Source organism: Pseudomonas sp. E1MeOHC2, from assembly GCF_058745025.1.
In genome coordinates, this window is record NZ_CP196675.1 from 1,957,566 (window position 1) to 1,973,683 (window position 16,118).

Genomic DNA, 16,118 nt, shown 5'->3' on the forward strand with positions numbered 1-16,118 from the left:
GCCTCTGGCTGGCACACTAGCGCAAAGGGCCCGGCACAGTTGCGGGCCCGTTTTGGAGTCGACGATGAAAGACTGGCTGGACGAGATCAAGTGGAACAGCGATGGCCTGGTACCGGCCATTGCCCAAGACCACAAGACCGGACGCGTGCTGATGATGGCCTGGATGAACCGCGAGTCGCTGGCGCTGACCGCTACCGAACAACGCGCCATCTACTGGTCGCGCTCGCGTGGCAAGCTGTGGCGCAAGGGCGAAGAATCTGGCCATGTGCAAAAACTGCACGAAATGCGCCTGGACTGTGATGCCGACGTGATCATCCTGATGGTCGAACAACTGGGCCATATCGCCTGCCATACTGGCCGCGAAAGCTGCTTCTACCGCGTCTTCGAAGACGGCCAGTGGAACACCGTCGACCCGGTCCTGAAGGACCCGGACGCCATTTATAGCGCAGGACACTGACATGAGCGACACCCTCAACCGCCTGGCCGAAGTGCTTGAACAACGCAAGCACGCGGCCCCCGACAGCTCCTATGTGGCAAGCCTGCATCACAAGGGCCTGAACAAGATCCTCGAAAAGCTGGGCGAAGAGTCCGTCGAGACGATCATTGCCGCCAAGGACGCCGCTGTCAGCAAGGATTACAGCGATGTCATCTATGAAACCGCCGACTTGTGGTTCCATAGCATGGTGATGCTCAGCGCGTTGGGGCAACACCCACAGGCCGTGCTCGATGAACTGGAGCGCCGCTTTGGGCTGTCCGGGCATGATGAGAAAGCTGCGCGTCAACCTTCGGCCTGACCGAATAGAATTCTAGGAGAGCAACATGGGTATCTTTGACTGGAAACACTGGATCGTCCTGCTGGTCGTGGTGGTCTTGGTGTTCGGCACCAAAAAACTGAAAAACCTGGGCAGCGACCTTGGCGAGTCGATCAAAGGCTTCCGCAAGGCCATGAACGACGAAGAGAACAAGCCGGCCGAACAGACCCCGCCGCCTGCGCAGCCCGTGCCACCGGTGCAGAACACCGCACAGCAACCCCAGGGCCACACCATCGAGGGCCAGGCTCAACCGGTCCAAGAGCCGCAGCGGAAAGACTGACCCATGTTCGGCATCAGTTTCAGTGAGCTGCTGCTCGTAGGCCTGGTCGCCTTGCTGGTGCTCGGCCCCGAGCGCCTGCCCGGCGCCGCGCGCACCGCAGGGCTGTGGATCGGCCGCCTCAAGCGCAGCTTCAACAGCATCAAGATGGAAGTCGAGCGCGAAATCGGCGCCGACGATATCCGTCGTCAACTGCATAACGAGCACATCCTGCAGATGGAAGAGGAAGCCCGGCGCATCCTCAACCCCCAGACGCCGCCGGTGCAGCCAGCTGTCACCACGGCCACGGTACAGCCTCCCGCAGGGCTCGAAACCACGCCAGACGCCACGCCGGCAGCCCCGGCCGCACCTTCTGAACCGCCACAACCGCCGCGAGCCCCATGAGCGAAAATCCGGAACACGACCAGCCGATGCCGCTGGTCTCGCACCTGACCGAACTGCGCACCCGCCTGTTGCGCTGTGTCGCCGTCATTTTCCTGATCTTTGCCGGGTTGTTCTCCTTCGCCCAGCAGATCTACACCTTGGTTTCCGCGCCGCTGCGCGATCACCTGCCGGCCAATGCAACGATGATCGCCACCGACGTGGCCTCGCCGTTCCTCACGCCGTTCAAGCTGACCATGATCGTTTCGCTGTTCCTGGCGATCCCGTTCATTCTTCAGCAGATCTGGGGCTTCATCGCACCTGGGCTGTATCGCCACGAAAAACGCATCGCCATTCCGCTGCTGGTGTCGAGCATCTTCCTGTTTTACGCCGGCATGGCCTTCGCCTATTTCCTGGTGTTCCCGCTGATTTTCGGCTTCTTCGCCAGTGCCACGCCGGAAGGCGTGTCGATGATGACCGACATCGCCAGCTACCTCGACTTCGTCATGACCCTGTTCTTCGCCTTTGGCGTTGCCTTCGAGATCCCAGTCGCGGTGGTACTGCTGGTGTGGATCGGCGTGGTCGACGTGAAGTACCTGAAGAAGGTTCGCCCCTATGTGATTATCGGCTGCTTCGTGGTCGGCATGGTCTTGACCCCACCGGACATCTTCTCCCAGACCCTGCTGGCGGTGCCCATGTGGCTGTTGTTCGAGGTCGGCGTGCTGTGCGGCAGCCTGATCCGCAAGCGCAGCGAGCATGATGAAGCGGCGAACGATCACAACGACCAACCGCCAGCGACGCAACCGTGAACCTGCTGTTACTCGAAGAAGCCGACTACATCGCGGCTGACCGCGTAGTCCTGGCCGACCGGCGGTTCACCCACATGCAGCAGATTCACAAGGTCGCGGTGGGCGATAGCCTGCGCGTCGGGCAGATCAACGGCTTGATGGGCAGCGCCACCGTGGTGCGCCTGGAAGGCCATGAGGCAGAACTGCACGTCGGCTTTGACCAACCACCGCCCGCCAAGCTACCGCTGACCCTGGTGTTGGCCGTGCCTCGGCCGAAAATGCTGCGCCGGCTGTTCCAGACCGTCGCCACCTTGGGTGTTCCGCGCCTAATCCTGGTGAACAGCTACAAGGTCGAGAAGAGTTTCTGGCAAACGCCGTTTCTCAACCCCGAAAGCATTCGCGAAAACCTCATCCTGGGCCTGGAGCAGGCCCGCGATACGGTGCTGCCCGAGGTCATCATCGAGAAGCGCTTCAAGCCGTTTGTCGAAGACCGCCTGCCGGCCATTGCCGAAGGCACGCTTGGCCTGGTGGGCCACCCAGGCCCCTACCCTGCCTGCCCGCGTGCCGTCGAACAAGCCGTGACCCTGGCCATCGGCCCAGAGGGTGGCTGGATCCCCTATGAAGTCGAACTGCTGGGCAAGGCGGGGCTTGCACCCGTGCAACTGGGCGAGCGCATCCTGCGCGTGGAGACTGCCGTGACGGCGCTGCTGTCGCGAATCTTCTGACTGATTAGTCAGACCTTTCCACCCATCAAGTTTCCCTCTCCCAGGCCGATGCCTTGGCAACACAATAATTACCCGTGCTGCCAAGTTACCGGAGAGTCGAACATGTACCGATGGTTAGCCCACTCGCTGGGGAACGTAAGCGTCAATCGCAAGCTAGGGCTGGGCTTTGGCCTGGTACTGCTCCTGACCCTGGCCATCACCCTGACAGGCTGGCACGGCCTGGACAGCGTCATCGACCGCGGCGACAAGCTGGGTAATATTTCGGTAATCCAGGAGTACACCCAGGAACTGCGCATTGCACGCCAGCATTACCAACGCAGCCGCGATGAGGCCTCGGTGGCAGAGCTGGAAAAGGCCCTGGCCAATCTTGATCGCCAGGTACAGCGCATGCTGGGCCAGATCGAACACCCCGCCGACCGCCAGCGCCTCGAACAGCAACGCGAGGCCGTGCGCATTTACCAGCAAGCGTTCAACGACCTGAAGCAGGCCGGCCAGCGCCGCGAAGCCAGCCGTGGCGTGCTCGGCGACAGCGCCGACAAGGCCGTCGAGCTGGTCGGCCGGGTCCAGCGCGGCCTGCTGCAGGGGGGTGATATCACTCAATACCAGCATGCAGTGGACGTAAACGCACTGCTGCAACAAGCGCGCTTCCAGGTCCGTGGCTACACCTATAGCGGCAACGCCGAATTCCAACAGACCGCACTGAAAGCCATCGACCAAGCCCTGGCCGAACTCAAGGCGCTGCCGACCAAGGTGCCTGCCGAGCATGCCGCCAGCCTCGACGATGCCGCCACCGCCATGGCCGGCTACCGCGACGCGGTTAACCAGTTCGGCAACGCGCAAACTGCCAGCGAACAAGCCCTGCAGCACATGGCCGAGCAAGGCACGGTGCTGCTGCAGACCAGCCAGGCGATGACCGCCTCGCAGACCGCCGTCCGCAACGCTGGCGCCAGCCAAGCCAAGGCCCTGCTCGCCGCCGCCACCGCCCTGGCTCTGGCGCTGGGCCTCTTGGCAGCCTGGGCCATCACCCGGCAGATCATCATCCCGTTGCGCCAAACCCTGAGCGCTGCCGAGCGCGTGGCCAATGGCGACCTGAGCCATGACTTGCAGGTGCAACGCCGCGACGAGCTGGGCCAGTTGCAAGCCAGCATGCAGCGCATGACCCAAGGCCTGCGGGAGTTGATCGGCGGCATCGGCGACGGTGTCACGCAGATCGCCAGCGCCGCCGAGGAACTGTCGGCGGTGACCGAACAGACCAGTGCCGGGGTCAACAACCAGAAGGTCGAGACCGACCAGGTAGCAACGGCCATGAACCAGATGACCGCCACCGTGCACGAGGTGGCGCGCAACGCCGAACAGGCCTCGGAAGCCGCGCTGATGGCCGACCAACAAGCCCGCGAGGGGGATCGGGTGGTAGGTGAGGCGGTGGCGCAGATCGAGCGCCTGGCCTGCGAGGTGGCCAACTCCAGCGAAGCGATGAACCAGCTCAAGGCCGAGAGTGACAAGATCGGCAGCGTGCTCGATGTAATCAAGTCGGTGGCCCAGCAGACCAACCTGCTGGCCCTCAACGCGGCGATCGAGGCAGCACGGGCCGGCGAGGCCGGGCGTGGCTTTGCCGTGGTCGCCGACGAAGTGCGCAGCTTGGCCCAGCGCACTCAACAGTCGACCGAAGAAATCGAAGAGCTGATTGCCGGCCTGCAAAACGGCACCCAACGCGTGGCCAGTGTGATGGACAACAGCCGCCAACTGACCGACAGCAGTGTCGAACTCACCCGCCGCGCTGGTGGCTCGCTTGCGACCATCACCCGGACTGTGTCGTCGATCCAGGCCATGAACCAGCAGATCGCCACTGCGGCGGAGGAACAGACGGCCGTGGCCGAAGAGATCAACCGCAGTGTGATGAATGTGCGGGATATTTCTGACCAGACGTCGTCGGCCAGTGAAGAAACGGCCAGTTCCAGTGTCGAGCTGGCGCGGCTGGGTACTCACCTGCAAGGGCTGGTGGGCCGCTTCAGGCTCTGACCGGCTCTTGTAGGAGCGGCCTTGCTGGGAAGGTTCATACAGGTATAAGTGAAATTTCCTACCTGATTATCAGGTCAAGTCCTACACCTCCGCTGCCGATGGGCAGGAGTGCCATGCCGGCATTGTGCCGGCATGGTCTCTCTCAAATGGACGGAGACTCACCATGCTCGGTTACCTCAACCGCAGGCTCGGCAACATCGGTGTCGGCGCCAAGCTTGCCCTCGGCTTTGCCGTGGTCTTGCTGCTTACCCTGGCCACCACCATCAGCGGCTGGCGCGCGCTGGATGGCGCCATCATCCGCTCAGAGCAACTCAGTGAAATCGGCCTGATCAACGACTTGGTCAAGGACCTGCGTGCAGAGCGCATCACCTATCGCGTGCTCAGCGACGACACCAGCAAGCTACGTATCGGGCGCATCCTCGAACAGCTCGAAAGCATGCTGAGCACCCTGCAGCAGCGCAGTAGCGTCGATGACTCCCGCCAGATGCTCACCCAGAAGCTGCAATTGTTGCAGCGTATGCGCGACGACTTCGCTGAACTGCAGCGCACGGTCAACCAGCGGCACGCCCTGCGCGAGGCCATGCAGGCACAGGAGCAGAAGCTCAACGACGTCATCGATGAACTGCAGACCCAGGCCTTGTTGAAGATGCCTGCCGATAGCCAGCAAAGCGGCACACTGGGCCTGATGGACACCCTCAGCCGTCACGTTGACGGTGCCAACCAGCAGAGCCTGGTACCGGCGTACACCTTCTCGCCCGTCGAGGATTTCGCCAAGGTCGGCGATGCCGCACTGGACGCCGCCGACAGCGCCCTTGGCCAGTTGCTCAAAGGCCTGGCGACCTTGGGGCTGCCGCGCACGCTTACCGAACAACCTGGCGTCGAGTTGGCGCGTTATCGCGCCAGCCTGGACCAGTACCGTCACGCCGCCGTGCGGGTCGAGCAGCTGCAAGGCAACATGGAAAAAATGGGCGATGAGTTAAGCGCCGTGAGCGTGGAGCTGGGCGAGCGCAAAGTCGAGCAACGCGACAGCGAGGCCCTGGCAGCCCGCTCGTTACTGACCAGCGTGGCCGTACTGGCGCTGGTGGTGGGCGTGCTCGCCGGTTGGCTGATCACCCTGCAGATCACCCAGCCGCTGCGCCAGACGCTGACTCTGGCCGCGCGTATCGCCAAGGGCGACCTGAGCCAGGTCGAGCCGGTACTGCGCCGTGACGAGATGGGCCAGTTGCAGTCCAGCATGCGCGACATGACCTTGAGTCTGCGCGAGCTGATCGGTGGCATCGACCAGGGTGTCGGCCACCTGACACAGGCGGCCACGCAGTTGGCGGCCAGCAGCGAAGACACCAAGCTGCGCATCAGCCAGCAACGCGAAGAAACCGACCAGGTGGCCACCGCCATGAACCAGATGAGCGCGACGGTGCAGGAGGTCGCGCAGAATGCCGAGCAAGCCTCAGCGGCCGCGACCAACGCCGACCAGCAGGCGCAGGTGGGTGATCAGGTGGTGGCCGAAGCCATCGGCCGGATCGAGCAGTTGGCTGGTCAGATGGACCATTGCCTGACGGCCATGCAGCACCTGGCGGGCGAGAGCCAACGGATTGGCAGCATCCTTGATGTGATCAAGTCGGTGTCCGAACAAACCAACCTGCTTGCTTTGAACGCGGCGATCGAAGCAGCACGGGCCGGCGAAGCCGGGCGTGGCTTTGCCGTGGTGGCCGATGAGGTGCGTGGTTTGGCCCAGCGTACCTCTACGGCAACCGAGGAGATTGGACAGCTGATCGACAGCCTGCACAACGGTACTGACGAAGTGAACCGCTTACTGGACAGCAGCAAGAGCCTGACCGAACAGAGCGTGGAGCTAAGCCGCAAGGCCGGGCATGCGCTGGGCCAGATCACCGACACGGTGTCGAGCATTCAGGGCATGAACCAGCAGATTGCCACGGCCAGTGAAGAGCAGAGCGTGGTGGCCGAACAGATCAACCGCAGCGTGCTGAATGTGCGCGATGTGTCGGACCAGACCAGTGCGGCCAGCGAACAGACGGCGGCGTCGAGCGGGGAGCTGGAGCAGTTGGGGCGGCAGTTGCGGGGGATGGTGGGGCGGTTCAGCCTTTGAAAATGCCGGGGCCGCTTTGCGGCCCATTCGCGGGACAAGCCCGCTCCCACAGGTGCCCTACTGCCCCAAGGGCAAGTGATATCCTGTGGGAGCGGGCTTGCCCCGCGAATGGGCCTGCGCGGTTATAGCACCTGCCGCAGAAACGCCTGCGCGCGCGGGTCCTTTGGTGCATCGAAGAACTGCGCCGGCGAGGCATCTTCCAGCAATTTGCCGTGATCGAAGAACAGCACTCGGTCCGCCACTTCACGGGCAAAGCCCATTTCGTGGGTGACGCAAACCATGGTCATGCCTTCCTGGGCCAGGGTCTTCATCACGTCCAGCACTTCGCCGACCATTTCCGGGTCGAGCGCCGAGGTCGGCTCGTCGAACAGCATTACCTTCGGCTCCATCGCCAGGGCGCGGGCAATCGCCACCCGCTGCTGCTGGCCGCCAGAGAGGCGCGACGGGTACTCGTTGGCTTTCTGCGAAATACCCACTTTCTCCAGCAGCGCCCGGGCCTTCGCCTCGCGCTCAGCCTTGCCGCGCTTGCGCACGACTTTTTGCGCCAGGCACAGGTTTTCCAGCACGGTCATGTGCGGGAACAGGTTGAAATGCTGGAACACCATGCCGACTTCGCGGCGGTAGGCGTTGATGTCGGTCTTCGGGTCGGCCAGTTGCAAGCCGTCGATGGCAACAACGCCTTCGTCGAAATGCTCCAGGCCGTTGAGGCAGCGCAGGAAGGTCGACTTACCCGACCCCGACGGGCCCAGCACCACCACCACTTCGGCCTTGGCCACACGCGTGGTGACATTGTCCACCGCACGCACCACGTGGCCGCGGGTGTCGAAGACTTTTACCAGGTCACGGACTTCAATCACTTTGCGCAAGCCTCCGCTCGAGCCGGCTGGCCAGGTGCGACAGCGGCAGGTTGATCAGCAGGTACAAGCCTGCCACGCAGAACCAGATCTCGAAGGTCGAGAACGAGGTGGTGATGGCCTCGCGGCCGCTCTTGGTCAGCTCGGTGATGGCGATCACCGAGACCAGCGAGGTGTCCTTGACCAGACTGATGAACTGGCCAGCCAAGGGCGGCAGCACGCGTTTGAACGCCTGAGGCAGGATCACGTGGCGCATCGACTGGCCAGCATTAAGGCCCAGCGAGCGGGCCGCTTCGTTCTGGCCCTTGGCGATGGACTGCACACCGGCGCGGACGATCTCGGCCACATAAGCCCCGGTGAACAGCGCCAGCGCGGCAACCCCGGCGAATTCGCGGGACAGGTTGAGCACGGTGCCGATGAAGAAGTAGAAGATGAAGATCTGTACCAGCAGCGGTGTACCGCGCACCAGCTCGACATAAACGGTCGACAAGTCACGCAGGGTCGGGTTGTTCGACAGCCGGCACAGGCCCGCGAACAGACCGATCACCAGGCCCAGCGCGCCCGACACCACCGACAGCCACAGCGTGGTCCACAGGCCCCACGCCAACGGGCCTGCCGCCCAATGGCGGGTCACACCGATCTGGTCGCCTTCAGAAACATCATCGCCTCGGCTCAGCAACAGGCTGTTGCGGTCGACGTCGAGCACCTGCTCGGCGCCCCCCTCTTCCTTCAGCGTTACACGGGCGGTGTCACCGGTAATGACGATGTCCTGCACGGTGCCATAGCCGGCGGCACGCTGAGCTTCTTCGGCCTGGTAGGCAAAGTACTGCGGGACACGGTTCCAGCGCCACTCATAGGACATCATCGAGGTGGCCAGGTACAAACTGACCGCCAGGCCCACCAGGACCAGCGCGGTCAGCGCGTGCCAGGGCCACTGGGCTTTCTTGTGTTTGATCACGTGGGGTACTTCCGTAAATGCGAACGCGCAGGGTTTGCCTGCGCGTCGGGGTCACAGCCTGGGCTTGTGGCCTGGGCCTTATTCCATTTCCTTCAGCCAGTCCTTGTTCTTGAACCACTTGTCGTGGATACGATCGTAGGTCCCGTCATGCTTGATCTGGTGCAGGAAGTTGTTGATGAAGTTGATGCTGTCGTAGTCGCCTTTCTTCAGGCCGAACGCCAGCGGCTCGTAGGTGAAGGGTTCTTCGAGGAACAGCAGCTTGCCAGCGCCGGCCTTCTCCACCGCCACCACGTTGTAGGGTGCATCGTAGACGAAGGCGTCGGCCTTGCCGTTGACCACGTCCATCACCGCTTCCTGCTCGTTGTCGTAGCCGTGGTACTTGGCTTTGCCGATCAGTTTCTTGGAGACCATCTCGCCGGTGGTGCCGAGCTTGGAGGTGATGCTGTACTTCTCGTTGTTCAGGTCTTTGTACGACTTGATCTCGCCTGCCAGCTCCTTGCGGATCAGCAGGGTCTGGCCGACCACGATGAAGGGTTCGCTGAAGTTCAGGCGCAGGTTGCGTTCCTGGGTCAGGGTCATGCCGCTGCCGATCATGTCGAACTTGTTGGTCAGCAGGGCCGGGATGATGCCGTCATAGGCGGTGGAGACAGTCTCCAGCTTGACGCCCATGGACTTGGCCATGGCCTTGAGGATATCGACTTCGAAGCCGATGATCTCGCCGCGCTTGTTGGTCATCTGGAACGGCATGTAGGTCGGGTCCATGCCCACTTTCAGGGTGCCGCGCTTGACCGCGTCTTCGATAGCGCCAGCCTGGGCCGCCGTGACGGCGACCAGGGCGGTAACACCGACCAGCAGTCGCGAAAGGTATTTCTTGATCATCACCAAGTCCCCTAGCAAGAAAAGTAGCAAATCTTATTGTTGGCACGGCCGTGCTGGCCGAAGCGTTCTATCGGGGAGGGATGCTAACGCATGGCGGCCCGGGGACCTAGAGCTGGGGGGGACTTTGTTGGCCAAAATCGAGTAGAGGGGGATATTGCTGGCGAGGGCTGCGCCCTCGTTTCGCGACACAAGGCCGCTCCTACACGGTTACGCAATACCTGTAGGAGCGGGCTTGCCCCGCGAATGCTATGGATCAGGCGCCGACGAGTGCCGGTTGGCCTTCATTCTCCGGATGCAGCGGCAACAACGGCGAATGCGGGTCGTTGTCGATCGAGGCACGCCAGACATCGATCCAGGCCACATTGTGCTCTGCCCAGACTCGATCATGCAGGCGCGCCAGGGCAACTGGGTCGCTCAGCAAGGTCAGGCGGGTGTTCAGGTCCAGCCCTTTGGGCCCTACTTCCAGTGCCTTGGCCACACGTTCGGCACGCAGTGCTTCGATCGCTGCTGCCTGGCCGTGGCGAGCGGTCGCCATGGCGCACGCCAGGGCGTTCTGCCGCGGGTCGACCACCGCCCGCACGAAACCGTCATGCAGGGCATGCCAGCGGTTCTCGTGGGTGTACTGGTCGGTTGCCAGCAGCTCTTGCGGCGTGGCGTATTCCTCAGGGATCAGGAACAGCTTCTCGTCCTTGGCCGCCAGGCCCAGGCGGGTTCGGCTGGAGATCACCGAAACCGGGATCGACAGCACCAGCGAACCCACGATAGGCGCCAGCCACCACAGGAAGCTCGGGTTCAGCCAAGCCACCAGCGCAGCCCAGGCAAAGCCCAGCAAGGTTTGCGGGCCATGGCGGCGCAGGGCCTCGCTCCACGGGGTAGAGTCGTCGTCACGCTGCGGCGAGTTCCAGGTCGCGGCCCAACCGAGGAACGCGGCCAGCACGAAGCGGGTGTGGAAGATCATCCGTACCGGTGCCAGCAACATGGAGAACAGCATCTCCATCAGCATCGACAGGGTGACCTTGATGCGCCCGCCAAACTCGACCGCGCCCTTGGCCCAGATCAGGATGATGCTCAGCAGCTTGGGCAGGAACAACAGCACGATGGTGGTGGAGAACAGCGCAACGGCCTTCTCCGGGTGCCACTGCGGCCACAGCGGGTAGAGCTGGTACGGCTCGATGAAGTACTGCGGCTCCATCAGCGTGTTGGTCGCCAGCAGTGCGGTCGACAGCACCAGGAAGAAGAACCACAACGGCGCCGACAGGTACGACATCACCCCGGTAAGGAACACCGCACGGTGCACCGGGTGCATGCCCTTGACCAGGAACAGGCGGAAGTTCATCAGGTTGCCGTGGCACCAGCGGCGGTCACGCTTGAGCTCGTCGAGCAGGTTCGGCGGCAGCTCTTCGTAGCTGCCCGGCAGGTCGTAGGCGATCCATACGCCCCAGCCGGCACGGCGCATCAGCGCAGCTTCGACAAAGTCGTGGGAGAGAATCGCACCGGCGAACGCGCCTTTACCCGGCAGCGGCGCCAGAGCGCAGTGCTCGATGAACGGCTTCATGCGGATGATCGCGTTGTGGCCCCAGTAGTGCGACTCGCCCAACTGCCAGAAGTGCAGGCCGGCGGTGAACAGCGGGCCATACACGCGGGTGGCGAACTGCTGCATGCGCGCATACAGGGTGTCCATGCCCGACGCCTTGGGCGCGGTCTGGATGATGCCGGCGTCCGGGTTGGCCTCCATCAGGCGCACCAGGCTGCTCAGGCACTCGCCGCTCATGACGCTGTCAGCGTCGAGCACGACCATGTACTTGTACTCGCCACCCCAGCGACGGCAGAAGTCGTCGAGGTTGCCGCTCTTGCGCTTCACCCGGCGCCGACGGCGGCGGTAGAAGATGCGGCCAAAGCCCTTGGTTTCACGGCACACGTCCAGCCAGGCCTGTTGCTCGGCCACGGCAATGTCGGTGTCGTTGGTGTCGCTGAGCACAAAGAAGTCGAAACGGTCGAGGTTGCCGCTGGCGGCCACCGACTCGAATGTAGCCCGAAGGCCCGCGAACACGCGCGGCACATCTTCGTTGCAAATCGGCATGACCAGCGCGGTACGTGCCTCGGGCGCAATCGGCTCACTGCCGGCACTGCTGCCGGAAATGCGGTACTTGTCGCGCCCGGTGAGCAGTTCGAGGAAGCCCATCAACGCCGTCCAGAAGCCCGCCGACACCCAGCAGAACAGGATGCCGAACAGAATCAGGATGGAGGTCTGCAGCGCATACGGCCAGACCTGCACGACCGTTTCCCACAGCGACTGATTGAGGATCTCGTCGAGGTCGACGAACGACCAGCCCTGGTACGGCAGGATGCCCTTCATGTACCAGCCGGCCACGATGGTCTGGCCGATCATCAGGGTCAGCAGGATATAGCGGCGGATCGAGCCGACCGTACGCCAGCGGGCCTTGGGCAGCTCGCGCTGAGCTGGCTGCGGCGCGTTGGTGCGCCCGGTCATGCGGCGCCACATGCGTATCAGCACATTGGTGCGCCACGGCTCGGGCACCACACGGGTGCGCTTGATCGGCGGCGCGATTTTCAGGCACAACCGGCCGCTGCCGTCGACACCGAGCATTTCGGCATCTTCGAGCTCGGCAGCGCTGCCCACGGTCAGCCGCGGGCCCACCGAAGCCTGCACGGCCTCGGCGGAATTGGCGGCCGGGTTGGCCGCCAGGCGTTGGTGCAGCTCACCGAACGAGGTGCAGTTGGCGAGTTCCGCGCGCTGCTCATCGCTCAGTGGAAGGTGGGCCAGGTATTCGCCAAGCGATTCCGGCCTTGCGCTTGAGTTACTCATCGGCAGGCAACTGATAGGTCCAGGTCTCGGTCAGCACTTTCTCGGTGGTGGCCGGGGTCCCGTTGGTGGACGCCGCATCGGCGGCAGGTTGTTCGGCCTTGGCGTTTTTCTCGGCCTTGGCATGCTTGGCAGCGGCCTTGTCCTGCTTGGCGTCCTTGGTCGCAGGCTTGGCGGGCTCGACAGGTACGTCGCGAACCAGCGCAGCGCGCATTTCCGTCGATTTGTTGGCTTCCTTGACCTTCAGCCGCAGGGTCAGGCGCCAGCCCTTGCTCTCTGGGTTATAGCGCAGGTTGTTCTCGACCACCTCGGCATTGTCACCGACGCTGACCTGGCTACGTACCGCGGTGTCTGGCGCCAGGGCGGCCAGGTTGGGGCCTGCGAAATCGACGATGAACGCCACGCTGCCGTCAGCCTGACGAATCAGGTTGGACTGTTTGACGTCGCCGGTGGAGCGCAGGGTCTGGGTGACCGACGCCACATCCTGGGCCTGGAACTGGGCCTCGTCGATGGTCCAGTGCAGGCGGTAGTCGTATTCGAACGGCTTGCCTGGCTCTGGCAGGGTCTCGGGGCTCCAGAATGCCACGATGTTGTCGTTGGTTTCGTCGGCGGTCGGGATCTCGACCAGGTCGACGGTGCCTTTGCCCCAGTCACCTTTCGGCTCGATCCAGGCGCTCGGACGCTTCTGGTAGTTGTCGTCGAGGTCTTCATAGTCCTTGAAGTCGCGATGACGCTGCATCAGGCCGAAACCACGCGGGTTCTCGACGCTGAAGTTGCTGACCGCCAGGTGTTTCGGGTTGTTCAGCGGGCGCCACAGCCACTCGCCGTTGCCGGCATGGATCGACAAGCCTTCGGAGTCGTGCAGGGCTGGGCGGTAGTTCATGACCTTGGAAGGCTGGTTAGGGCCGAACAGGTACATGCTGGTGAGCGGCGCGATGCCCAGGCGGCTGACGTGATCCCGCAGGTAGACCCGCGACTTGACGTCAACCACGGTATCGCTGCCCGGACGCAGGGTCAGTTTATAGGCGCCGGTGGAACGCGGCGAGTCCAGCAGCGCATAGATCACCAGGTGCTTGTCGGCAGGCTTGGGCTTTTCGACCCAGAACTCGGTGAAACGCGGGAACTCTTCACCCGACGGCAGTGCGGTGTCGATGGCCAGCCCACGGGCCGACAGGCCATACACATGGCCCTTGCCGACCACGCGGAAGTAGCTGGCGCCAAGCAGGGTCATGATCTCGTCCTGCTTGTCGGCCTTGTTGATCGGGTAAAGCACGCGGAAACCGGCGTAGCCCAGGTTCTTGGTGGTTTCCGGGTCGTGCGGCACATCACCGAACTCGAAGCGGCTCGGGTCGTACTTGATTTCCTCGACCTTGGAGGCGGTGACTTCGTTGATTTTCACCGGGGTGTCGAAATGCATGCCCTGGTGATAGAAGGACAGTTTGAAGGGGGTCTTGTCCTTGGCCCACTCGGCCTTTTCCTGCAGGAAGTGAATCTTCTGGTAGTCGGCGAACTTCATGTCGCGGAATGCCGCAGGCAGATTGCTCTTCGGTGCTTCGTACTTCTGGCCGGCCAGATCCTTTGCCTTGGCTGCAACATCGTCAAGATTGAATGCCCACAGCTGGCCCGCGCTCATCAGGCCGACCAGTGCCACGCTGGCCATCAGGGCCTTGCGTAGCGGAATGCCGGGGATTCTTGATGCTTTATGGGGACTAACAATCACGAGCAACCCTCGCCGAAAACAGATCATGAAACCAACGGCCAGCGACAAATGCCGGGTTGGCGAGCACTGTTCGGACCCCGTGAGGGCGTAATGATTCCCCAAACGGATCCAGACAAAGCTCGAGTCAGAGTGAAACGAACCTACGAACGCAGGTCCATGCAGCGCGCGATTATCCAGCAGGTCGCGTAACAACGCATCAGGCTGGACGAACTATTTATCGTACAAAACCCCTTGTTTTCGTACAAACAAGGGGTTTTTTGACCTCAAATTTGTAACATAAATGTTACGGGGCCATCATTGACCAAATGCACCTGCATGTCCGCTCCGAAACGCCCACTCGCCACATCGGCGTGCTGGCCCTTCGCTTGCTCTAAAAGATAGTCGAACAGTTCGGCGCCAAGGGCAGGCGGTGCCGCCGTCGAGAAGCTCGGGCGCATGCCATTGCGGGTATCCGCCGCCAGTGTGAACTGGGACACCAGCAACAAGCCGCCCCCGACATCCTTGAGCGACAGGTTCATCTTGCCCTGCTCATCGCTGAATACACGATAATTCAGCAGCTTGTGCAACAGCTTATCGGCCTGCTCGCGAGAATCTTCAGGCTCCACCGCTACCAGCACCAGCAAGCCATGGTCGATGGCACCGACAATCTCCCCCGCCACCTCTACCCGTGCGCCTCGCACACGCTGCAACAGCCCCCTCATGCTTCTTCCAGGGGCAGGTCGAGCAGGCGGCGCGCCATCTGGTCGGCAGCGCGCACCAGAGCATCGGTAATGCCAGGCTCAGAGGCCGCGTGGCCGGCGTCGCGGATGACTTTCAGCTCGCTGTTGGGCCAGGCCTGGTGTAAGGCCCAGGCGTTGTCCAGCGGGCAGATCACGTCGTAACGGCCATGCACGATTACCGCCGGTAGGTGGGCAATCTTCGGCATGTCGCGGATCAACTGGTCCGGCTTAAGGAAGGCGTTGTTGATGAAATAGTGGCATTCGATGCGGGCAATCGACAGCGCCCGCTGCGGCTCGGAGAAGCGGTCGACCACCAACGGGTTGGGGCGCAGCGTGGCAGTACGGCCCTCCCAGGTGGACCAGGCCTTGGCGGCGTGCATCTGGGCGATCTGGTCGTTGCCGGTCAGCCGCTTGTGGAAGGCCTTGACCAGGTCACCCCGCTCTTCCGGCGGGATCGGCGCGATGTAGTCCTGCCAGTAGTCGGGGAACAGGCGGCTGGCGCCCTCCTGGTAGAACCATTCGATTTCCTGCGGCCGGCACAGGAAAATGCCACGCAGGATCAGGCCGTGCACACGCTCAGGGTGGGTCTGTGCATAGGCCAGGGCCAGGGTCGAGCCCCACGAGCCGCCAAACAGCACCCACTTGTCGATGCCCAGGTGCTTGCGGATGCGTTCCAGGTCTTCGACCAGGTGCCAGGTGGTGTTGTTCTCCAGGCTCGCATGGGGCGTGGAGCGGCCACAGCCGCGCTGGTCGAAGGTGATGATGCGGTACAGGTTGGGGTCGAAGTAGCAACGGCTCTGGGCGTCGCAACCCGCCCCAGGCCCCCCGTGGATGAACACCACCGGCAGACCTTCAGGCGAGCCGCTTTCGTCGACATACAGCACATGCGGCGCTTCCACGGCCAGATCGTGCCGGGCGTAGGGTTTGATCTGCGGGTAGAGGGTCTGCATTGCGCACTCCGTGTGAGGATTAAGTCTGCCGTTGGGCATCATAAACCTGAATTGCGCTTTGAGCATGTGTCTGTGTGAAGTCGCCAGCCGCAGAGGGGAGTGCTGAAGGCAATGGTCAGGGCATAG

Annotated in this window: 15 protein-coding genes and 2 pseudogenes; 10 read left to right on the forward strand and 7 right to left on the reverse strand. The window is 62.8% G+C overall.

Features of this window, described 5'->3' with window-relative positions; translation table 11 throughout:
* Nucleotides 1-64 precede the first annotated feature (64 nt).
* The 10 genes and pseudogenes from hisI (at nucleotide 65) to ACSSU5_RS08775 (ending at nucleotide 7,088) form a co-directional block, all read left to right on the forward strand.
* Complete coding sequence (gene hisI / locus ACSSU5_RS08730) at nucleotides 65-457, forward strand: phosphoribosyl-AMP cyclohydrolase (RefSeq protein WP_264311251.1); 393 nt, start codon at nucleotides 65-67, stop codon at nucleotides 455-457.
* A 1-nt stretch (nucleotide 458) separates the two neighbouring features.
* Nucleotides 459-794: a phosphoribosyl-ATP diphosphatase gene (locus ACSSU5_RS08735; protein WP_264311250.1), complete on the forward strand. Its 336-nt coding sequence runs from the start codon at nucleotides 459-461 to the stop codon at nucleotides 792-794.
* A gap of 25 nt (nucleotides 795-819) precedes the next feature.
* A complete protein-coding gene (locus ACSSU5_RS08740) occupies nucleotides 820-1,092 on the forward strand; it encodes a twin-arginine translocase TatA/TatE family subunit (protein ID WP_099430648.1) in 273 nt (90 codons plus the stop codon).
* Between the two features lie 3 nt (nucleotides 1,093-1,095).
* The gene (gene tatB / locus ACSSU5_RS08745; RefSeq protein WP_492561012.1) at nucleotides 1,096-1,473 is read left to right on the forward strand and encodes a Sec-independent protein translocase protein TatB; all 378 of its coding nucleotides are present in this window, start codon (nucleotides 1,096-1,098) and stop codon (nucleotides 1,471-1,473) included.
* A complete protein-coding gene (gene tatC / locus ACSSU5_RS08750; RefSeq protein ID WP_033701938.1) occupies nucleotides 1,470-2,258 on the forward strand; it encodes a twin-arginine translocase subunit TatC in 789 nt (262 codons plus the stop codon). Before tatB ends, tatC begins: the two co-directional genes overlap by 4 nt.
* Nucleotides 2,255-2,962, forward strand: a complete 708-nt coding sequence (locus tag ACSSU5_RS08755) for a 16S rRNA (uracil(1498)-N(3))-methyltransferase (protein ID WP_264311248.1) — start codon at nucleotides 2,255-2,257, stop codon at nucleotides 2,960-2,962. The genes tatC and ACSSU5_RS08755 overlap by 4 nt, the downstream gene beginning before the upstream one ends.
* 102 nt (nucleotides 2,963-3,064) lie before the next feature.
* Nucleotides 3,065-4,126 (forward strand): annotated as a pseudogene (locus ACSSU5_RS08760) (methyl-accepting chemotaxis protein); the annotation flags it as partial.
* 141 nt (nucleotides 4,127-4,267) lie between these two features.
* Nucleotides 4,268-4,981: a methyl-accepting chemotaxis protein gene (locus ACSSU5_RS08765; protein ID WP_492561308.1), complete on the forward strand. Its 714-nt coding sequence runs from the start codon at nucleotides 4,268-4,270 to the stop codon at nucleotides 4,979-4,981.
* 163 nt (nucleotides 4,982-5,144) lie between these two features.
* Nucleotides 5,145-6,233, forward strand: a pseudogene (locus ACSSU5_RS08770) (methyl-accepting chemotaxis protein); the annotation flags it as partial.
* 141 nt (nucleotides 6,234-6,374) lie between these two features.
* On the forward strand, nucleotides 6,375-7,088 hold the full coding sequence (locus ACSSU5_RS08775) for a methyl-accepting chemotaxis protein (protein ID WP_492561309.1): 714 nt from the start codon (nucleotides 6,375-6,377) through the stop codon (nucleotides 7,086-7,088).
* 122 nt (nucleotides 7,089-7,210) lie between these two features.
* Here the strand turns inward: ACSSU5_RS08775 and ACSSU5_RS08780 are convergent, their stop codons facing one another.
* From ACSSU5_RS08780 to pip, 7 genes are all read right to left on the reverse strand, one after another.
* Nucleotides 7,211-7,945 carry an amino acid ABC transporter ATP-binding protein gene (locus ACSSU5_RS08780; RefSeq protein WP_027592407.1) on the reverse strand — a complete coding sequence of 245 codons (735 nt, stop codon included), beginning with the start codon at nucleotides 7,943-7,945 and terminating at the stop codon, nucleotides 7,211-7,213.
* Nucleotides 7,938-8,900, reverse strand: coding sequence for an amino acid ABC transporter permease (locus tag ACSSU5_RS08785; protein WP_264311245.1), 963 nt, complete (start codon nucleotides 8,898-8,900; stop codon nucleotides 7,938-7,940). Before ACSSU5_RS08785 ends, ACSSU5_RS08780 begins: the two co-directional genes overlap by 8 nt.
* Nucleotides 8,901-8,978: 78 nt before the next feature.
* Nucleotides 8,979-9,776: a transporter substrate-binding domain-containing protein gene (locus ACSSU5_RS08790; RefSeq protein WP_264314008.1), complete on the reverse strand. Its 798-nt coding sequence runs from the start codon at nucleotides 9,774-9,776 to the stop codon at nucleotides 8,979-8,981.
* Nucleotides 9,777-10,032: 256 nt separating this feature from the next.
* Nucleotides 10,033-12,606 (reverse strand): glucans biosynthesis glucosyltransferase MdoH, encoded by a 2,574-nt coding sequence (gene mdoH, locus ACSSU5_RS08795; RefSeq protein ID WP_492561013.1) that lies wholly within the window; start codon nucleotides 12,604-12,606, stop codon nucleotides 10,033-10,035.
* Nucleotides 12,599-14,323 carry a glucan biosynthesis protein G gene (locus ACSSU5_RS08800; RefSeq protein ID WP_319026014.1) on the reverse strand — a complete coding sequence of 575 codons (1,725 nt, stop codon included), beginning with the start codon at nucleotides 14,321-14,323 and terminating at the stop codon, nucleotides 12,599-12,601. Before ACSSU5_RS08800 ends, mdoH begins: the two co-directional genes overlap by 8 nt.
* A 263-nt stretch (nucleotides 14,324-14,586) precedes the next feature.
* Entirely contained in the window at nucleotides 14,587-15,024 is a 438-nt protein-coding gene (dtd, locus tag ACSSU5_RS08805; RefSeq protein ID WP_492561014.1) for a D-aminoacyl-tRNA deacylase, read from the reverse strand.
* Nucleotides 15,021-15,992 (reverse strand): prolyl aminopeptidase, encoded by a 972-nt coding sequence (pip, locus tag ACSSU5_RS08810; RefSeq protein WP_264311242.1) that lies wholly within the window; start codon nucleotides 15,990-15,992, stop codon nucleotides 15,021-15,023. Before pip ends, dtd begins: the two co-directional genes overlap by 4 nt.
* Nucleotides 15,993-16,118 lie beyond the last annotated feature (126 nt).

Excerpts from the sequence above, each read along its gene's own strand:
- dtd (WP_492561014.1), bottom strand. The coding sequence starts at position 15,024 with ATGAGGGGGCTGTTGCAGCGTGTGCGAGGCGCACGGGTAGAGGTGGCG.
- hisI (WP_264311251.1), top strand. The coding sequence starts at position 65 with ATGAAAGACTGGCTGGACGAGATCAAGTGGAACAGCGATGGCCTGGTA.
- ACSSU5_RS08735 (WP_264311250.1), top strand. The coding sequence starts at position 459 with ATGAGCGACACCCTCAACCGCCTGGCCGAAGTGCTTGAACAACGCAAG.
- pip (WP_264311242.1), bottom strand. The coding sequence starts at position 15,992 with ATGCAGACCCTCTACCCGCAGATCAAACCCTACGCCCGGCACGATCTG.
- ACSSU5_RS08775 (WP_492561309.1), top strand. The coding sequence starts at position 6,375 with ATGAACCAGATGAGCGCGACGGTGCAGGAGGTCGCGCAGAATGCCGAG.
- ACSSU5_RS08765 (WP_492561308.1), top strand. The coding sequence starts at position 4,268 with ATGAACCAGATGACCGCCACCGTGCACGAGGTGGCGCGCAACGCCGAA.
- tatC (WP_033701938.1), top strand. The coding sequence starts at position 1,470 with ATGAGCGAAAATCCGGAACACGACCAGCCGATGCCGCTGGTCTCGCAC.
- tatB (WP_492561012.1), top strand. The coding sequence starts at position 1,096 with ATGTTCGGCATCAGTTTCAGTGAGCTGCTGCTCGTAGGCCTGGTCGCC.
- mdoH (WP_492561013.1), bottom strand. The coding sequence starts at position 12,606 with ATGAGTAACTCAAGCGCAAGGCCGGAATCGCTTGGCGAATACCTGGCC.
- ACSSU5_RS08740 (WP_099430648.1), top strand. The coding sequence starts at position 820 with ATGGGTATCTTTGACTGGAAACACTGGATCGTCCTGCTGGTCGTGGTG.